The organism is Microbacterium sp., from assembly GCF_031178525.1.
Lineage (GTDB): Bacteria > Actinomycetota > Actinomycetes > Actinomycetales > Microbacteriaceae > Microbacterium.
This window is the reverse complement of record NZ_JAPSJA010000157.1, coordinates 1-5,709: the sequence shown is the minus strand read 5'-3', so window position 1 is coordinate 5,709 and position 5,709 is coordinate 1. Positions and strand designations below refer to the sequence as shown.

6 protein-coding genes are annotated in these 5,709 nt (G+C 70.8%); all 6 read right to left on the bottom strand.

Going from position 1 to position 5,709, the window contains the following annotated elements:
- A partial coding sequence (locus RIF89_RS10205; RefSeq protein ID WP_309069005.1) for an ADP-ribosylglycohydrolase family protein occupies positions 1 to 707 on the bottom strand: 707 nt, incomplete at its 3' end.
- Positions 704 to 1,894, bottom strand: coding sequence for an ADP-ribosylglycohydrolase family protein (locus tag RIF89_RS10200; protein ID WP_309069004.1), 1,191 nt, complete (start codon positions 1,892 to 1,894; stop codon positions 704 to 706). The genes RIF89_RS10205 and RIF89_RS10200, both read right to left, overlap by 4 nt.
- A 73-nt stretch (positions 1,895 to 1,967) precedes the next feature.
- Complete coding sequence (locus RIF89_RS10195) at positions 1,968 to 3,251, bottom strand: sugar ABC transporter substrate-binding protein (protein WP_309069003.1); 1,284 nt, start codon at positions 3,249 to 3,251, stop codon at positions 1,968 to 1,970.
- A gap of 39 nt (positions 3,252 to 3,290) precedes the next feature.
- A complete protein-coding gene (locus RIF89_RS10190; protein WP_309069002.1) occupies positions 3,291 to 4,187 on the bottom strand; it encodes a carbohydrate ABC transporter permease in 897 nt (298 codons plus the stop codon).
- Positions 4,184 to 5,107 carry a sugar ABC transporter permease gene (locus tag RIF89_RS10185; RefSeq protein ID WP_309069001.1) on the bottom strand — a complete coding sequence of 308 codons (924 nt, stop codon included), beginning with the start codon at positions 5,105 to 5,107 and terminating at the stop codon, positions 4,184 to 4,186. The genes RIF89_RS10190 and RIF89_RS10185 overlap by 4 nt, the downstream gene beginning before the upstream one ends.
- The coding region (locus tag RIF89_RS10180; protein WP_309069000.1) for a substrate-binding domain-containing protein at positions 5,104 to 5,709 on the bottom strand (606 nt) is incomplete at its 5' end. The genes RIF89_RS10180 and RIF89_RS10185, both read right to left, overlap by 4 nt.

Below are 5,709 nucleotides of genomic sequence, written 5' to 3'. Positions count from 1 at the left end.
CGCGCATCGAGCAGGTTGCGGTAGGCCGCCCGCTCGGCCGTGAACACGCGTCCGCCCGGGAGGTTGTCGAGCCAGGCCTGCGCGACGTGCTCGGTCGTGAGGGCGGTGCCGTGCGCCTCCAGCAGGTCCAGCGCCAGCAGAGGGAAGTTGAGGTCGTCGTCCTCGGGCATCCCGTCGATGTTCTCCACGAGCGACGTCGGCGCCGAGCGACGGTTCCATGGCCAGCGCGCCGCGATCTCCGCTGGGAGTCCGCGCGCGGTGAAGTAGCTCGTGAGGGGCCAGTTCCCCGTCGCCCGCGCGATCTCCTCGATGCCCGTGCGCGGGATCTTCTCGACGGGTTTGCCGAGCAGGCAGCCCGCGGCGCGGCCGTACCAGGCGCCACGCACGCGATCGAGGTCGATCCCGCTCCCCGTCCGCAGCTCCGGCGCGGCGGGAAGCAGGTCCTCGATCTCGTCCCACTCGTCGGGCTCGTCCGCGGACGTCGCCCGAAGCCCCGCCAGTTCGTCGAGCACGTCGCGTGCGAGCGTGCGCAGCTCCGGCGGAGCGGCGGTCGCGCTCGCACCGCTCGGCTGCAGCACGGTCTCTCCCCCGGCCTCGGCCCAGCGCCGCTCGATGCGCGCGACGTCCTCCTCCTTGGCGCCCTGCTCGCGCAGCGCGACGAGCTCGCCGGCGACGAGATCCTCGGGCTGCGCCCACGTGAGCCTCACGCCGCCGCGCCCCTGTCCGCGGGATCCGCCGGGCCGTTCAGCAGCGCCTCAAGGCCCGCCGCGCGCTCCCTCGCACGGCGCGCGTCCTCCCCCGCGATGTCGCGCACCACGGCGGTCATGCTGCGGATCACGCCCTCAAGATCCAGTCGGCTCGCCTCCGCGACGGCTGTGACCCACTCCGCGGGCACGGCGTCGCGCCCGCCGAGCGCGCCGCAGATCGCGCCGGCCATGGTCGCGATGGAGTCGGAGTCGCGTCCGTAGTTGACCGCGTCGATCACCGCATCGCGCGCGTCCCCGTCGTGCGCGGCGACGAACCCCAGGGCCGCCGGCAGCTCCTCGATCGACTTGGTGCGCGAGGGCAGTCGCGCGTCCATCGCCATCGCGCGGTACGCGTCCCCCACGGTGTCGTAGGGCGCGACCGCGGCCCGGATGACGCGGCCCAGTTCCCGCGGATCCTCCGACCCGCCGCCGGCACGGTGGTCGCGCACGGCGTCGAGCACAGCGCGGATGGCGGCCGCCGTCCCATCGTGCGCGACGCGCAGCGCCGCATCCATCACGTCCGTCACGGTCGCCCCGGGCGCCGCCGCGGCCGCGACCGCGGCCGCGAAGACGCCGGCGGCCTCGCGCCCGTACGACGACTGGTGTGCGCCCGCGATGTCGATCGCCTCGGCGTACGCGGCCTCCGGGTCGCCGATGTTCACGAGTCCGACGGGAGCCATGTACATGGCGGCGCCGCAGTTGACGATGTTGCCGACGCCGGCCTCGCGCGGGTCGGCATGTCCGTAATGCAGCTTGGCGACGAGCCACTTCTCCGCGAGGAACACCCGCTGCAGGATGAGTGCCTCCTGCTCGAGCTCGGGGATCCACCGTGGTGCGCCGATCATGATCGGAACGAGATCGCTCGCGACGTGGTACGCGTCCAGGTGCGTGCGCCGGGCGGCGTAGACCTCGATGAGCGCATGCGTCATGAGGGTGTCATCGGTGACGTGCCCATCACCCTTGTGATACGGCGCGATCGGCCGAGCCGTGCGCCAGTCGGGCAGGAACGGCCCCACGATGCCGGTGACGCGGCCGCCGTGACGCTCCTCGATCTGCTCGGGCGTCCATCCCTCGGTTGCGCCTCCCAGCGCATCCCCCACGGCGGCTCCTGCGAGCACACCCGCCACTCGGTCCTCCAGCAGATCCACGCGGCTTCCCTTCCCTCGATCTCTCACACGCTCCGAAGCGAGCGGGGGCGCCGGCGGCGCCCCCGCTCTGCCGTCATCCGGCGATATCCGCCCAGCCGTCGGTCAGCTGCTGGCGCAGCTCATCGACGCTGATCTGGTCGGCGAAGTACTGCTGGAAGGCCGGTGTGGCGATGGTGTCCTTCCACTCGGTGTACTTCGCGACCTTGAGGAACGGCGGCGCCTCGAGGCCCTCGGCCGAGGCGAGGATCTGGTCCCAGCCCGTCGCACCTGCGGCGAGCTCCTCCACACCCGCCTGCGCCTCACCCGACGAGGGGATGAGCGCGTCAGCGAACGCGATCGAGGCGAGGTTGTCGCCGGCCGCGAGGTACTCGAGGAAGGCTGCGGACTCCTCGACGTGCTCGGAGTCGACGTTGACCGAGTACGTCTGCGGGTTGGCCGACTGCAGCGCGCCCGCCGTGCCCTCCAGCGGCGGCAGCACCGTCCAGTTGAAGCCGTCGGGAGCGTCGTTCGCGATGTTCGTCGCCTGGAACGAGCCCTGCACCGTCATGGCGACCGTGCCGCCGTAGAACGAGGCGAGCACGTCCGAGCCGGACAGCGTGAGGCTGGTCGGGTCGAGCGACTCGTCCTCGTATGCCATCTGGTGGATGCGCTCCGGGACGGCGGTCTCCTCCTCGCCGACGTCGATCGTCGCCTCCTCGCCTTCGCCCTCGAAGTACCCGCCGTCGAAGCCGAGCGACAGGCTCATGATCGTGGCGGTCGGCGAGCCGAGGCCCCAGCCGAGACCGAACGTGCCGTCCTGCGTGGTCGCCTGTGCGATCTCGCGCAGCTCGTCCCACGACATCGTGGGACCGCTCGGCACCTCGACCCCCGCCGCCTCCAGCAGGTCGGTGTTGGCGAACACCAGGTACGACTGCAGCGTCGACGGGTACGCCACGATCTGGTCGTCGACCGTGACCGACTCCCAGATCCCCTCGGAGATGTCGCCCTTGAGGTCATCGCTGATGTACTCGCTGAGATCGGCGAGGTAGCCGTCCTGGGCGAACGGCACGATGCTCGAGGCCTCGTAGTGGATGATGTCCGGCGCGGTTCCGCCCGTGAACTGGGTGATCAGCTTGTCGTAGATGCCGTCCCAGCCGGCCTGGATGATCTCGACCTGCACGTCGGGGTTCTCGGCGTTCCAGGAGTCGACGATCTCCTTCACGGCTTCCTGCGTCGCCGGCTGGTCGGACAGCGACTGGAACTGCAGCGTGACGGCCTCGCCGTCGGCACCGCCGCCGCCGCTGGCGCTTCCCTGCTGACAGGCGCTGAGCGTCAGGGCGGCGATGCCCGCGACAGCCACGGCGCCGAGCCTGGCCATAGTTCTCATGGTGTGTGCCTTTCTCATGGTGGTGGGGACCTAGCCCTTGACCGCACCGGCGAGCATGCCGCCGGTGAGTCTCTTCTGAAGGATGCTGAAGATGATCAGCGACGGGATCGTCGCGAGCACCGCGCCGGCCGCGAGCGGGCCGAGCTGCGTCTGCCCCTCCGCGCCGAGGAACGATCGCAGCGTGATCGGGAGGGTGTAGTACTCGGGGCTCTGGATGAGCACGAGCGCGAGGAAGAACTCGTTCCACGCCGACACGAACGTGAACATCGCCGTCGCGACGAGTCCCGGCACCAGCAGCGGGAACACGATCGACCGCAGCACGGTCCAGCGCCCTGCGCCGTCCATCTCGCCCGCCTCCTCGAGCTCGCGCGGGATCGCGGCGACGTAGCCCTGCAGCATCCACAGCGTGAACGGCATGGTGAAGGTGACGTACACGAGGATCAGGCCGAACAGGGTGTCGTTCAGCTGCAGCGTCCGCAGCACGAGGAACAGCGGGATGATGATCAGGATCGACGGGAACACCTGGCTCGCGAGGATCCAGACGGTGCCTGCCGCGCGCAGCCTGCCCTTCAGGCGCGCGAGCGCGTAGGCCATCGGCATCGACAGCAGCAGCGTGACGATCATCGTCACGACCGACACCAGCAGCGAGTTGCCGGCGGATCGGATCAGGTTCTGCCGGTCGAGCGCGGCGGCGTAGTTGCCGAACTCCCACTCGCGCGGCAGCAGGTTGACCGCGAGCGAGTTCAGCTCGCCGGTCGACTTGAACGAGGCCGACAGCAGCCACAGCAGCGGGAAGCCGAGGAAGACGAGGTACACGGCGAGGGCTGCGTACTGCAGCACGGTGACGTGCCGTGCCCGGCGCATGCCGCCGCGAGGCCGGCGCGGGGTCTTGCGACCGGTGACGATCGTGCGGGTCGCGTCGGTCATCGCCTGACCTCCTTCCCCTGCCGGAACTGATTGATCAGGTAGACGGCGAGGATCAGCATGATCGCGACCACGAGGGTGTTGCCCATCGCCGAGGCGTAGCCGATCTCGCGGTTGCGGAACGCCTCGAGGTAGGTGAACAGCGGCGGGATCATGGTGCGCCCGCCCGGCCCGCCCTCCGTGAGCACGTACACCAGCCCGAACGAGTTGAACTGCCAGATGAAGTCCAGGCTGGTGATCGCGAAGATCACGGGGCGCAGTGCCGGCAGCGTGACGTGCCAGAAGCGCCTCAGCGCGCCCGCGCCGTCGACCGCGGCCGCCTCGTGCAGCTCGGGCGCGATGGACTGCATCCCGGCGAGCAGCAGCACGGTCGTCTGCGGGATGCCCGCCCAGACACCCACCACGATCACGGCAGGCAGCGCGGTCTCGAAGTCGCCCAGCCAGTTCACGCCGGGGATCCCGACCGACTCGAGTGCGGCGTTGAGGGGTCCGGAGTTCGGGTTGTAGATCATGCGCCAGACGATGGCGATGACCACGGGCGGCATCGCCCACGGGATCAGCGCCAGCACGCGCGTGAGCGTCTTGAGCCGGAGATCGGAGTTGAGCAGCAGCGCGAGCCCCATCGCGCTCACGAGCGTGAGGAGCGCGACCGCGCCCGACCAGATCAGGCCGATGCCGAACGAGTTCCAGAACCGGTGGTCTCCCGCGAGCTCGATGAAGTTGCCGAACCCGATGAACGAGATGTCCGCGTTGCGGGCGAGGGTCGCGTCCGTGAAGCCGAGCGCGACGCCGCTCACCAGCGGCACGACGGAGAAGATCAGGATCGGCAGCAGCGCGGGGATGACGAGCGCGACCGCCTCGCGGCGCTCGGCGCGCGCGCGATGGCCCAGACCCTGCGAGCCGCGCGTGGTGGTCGCGCTCATCCGGCGACCTCCAGCCCTTCTCCCGTCAGCGCGCGGAGGCCCGCCTGCGACGAACCACGCACGCGGAGCGACGGTGCCACCGTGACCGAGTGCGCCGGGCGGTCCGGCTCCGCCAGCCGCGCGACGAGCAGTTCCGCCGCGACGCGACCACGCTCGGCGGCGCCGAGGTCGACGCTCGTGAGGCCGGGGCGGGAGACCACGGCGAGCTCGGTGTCGTCCACGCCCGTGACCGCGATGTCCTCCGGCACGCGCAGCCCCAGATCGTCGGCTGCGTGGATCGCGCCGATCCCGATGAGGTCGTTCGCAGCGACGATCGCGTCGGGCAGCTGAGGTGCCTCCGCTGCCAGTGCGGCCTCGAGCAGCTCGCGCGCCGCGCGGTAGCCCTCCGCGATCGTGAAGTCGCGCGCGACGGTCTCGGTGCTCGCGATGGCCCTTGCCTCGACCGCGCGGCGGAAGCCCTCCTGCCGGACGCGACCCGGTGTCGTGTCGGCGGGACCGTTCAGGAAGGCGATTCGGCGCCGCCCCGCGTCCGCGAGGTGATCGACGACCAGCGCCATGCCCTTGGCGGAGTCGGCGCGGACCGTGTCGACGTCGGTTCCGTC

Bases quoted from the DNA above. Each gene is read 5' to 3' on its own strand.
- RIF89_RS10185 (WP_309069001.1), bottom strand. From the start codon at position 5,107: ATGAGCGCGACCACCACGCGCGGCTCGCAGGGTCTGGGCCATCGCGCG.
- RIF89_RS10195 (WP_309069003.1), bottom strand. From the start codon at position 3,251: ATGGCCAGGCTCGGCGCCGTGGCTGTCGCGGGCATCGCCGCCCTGACG.
- RIF89_RS10190 (WP_309069002.1), bottom strand. From the start codon at position 4,187: ATGACCGACGCGACCCGCACGATCGTCACCGGTCGCAAGACCCCGCGC.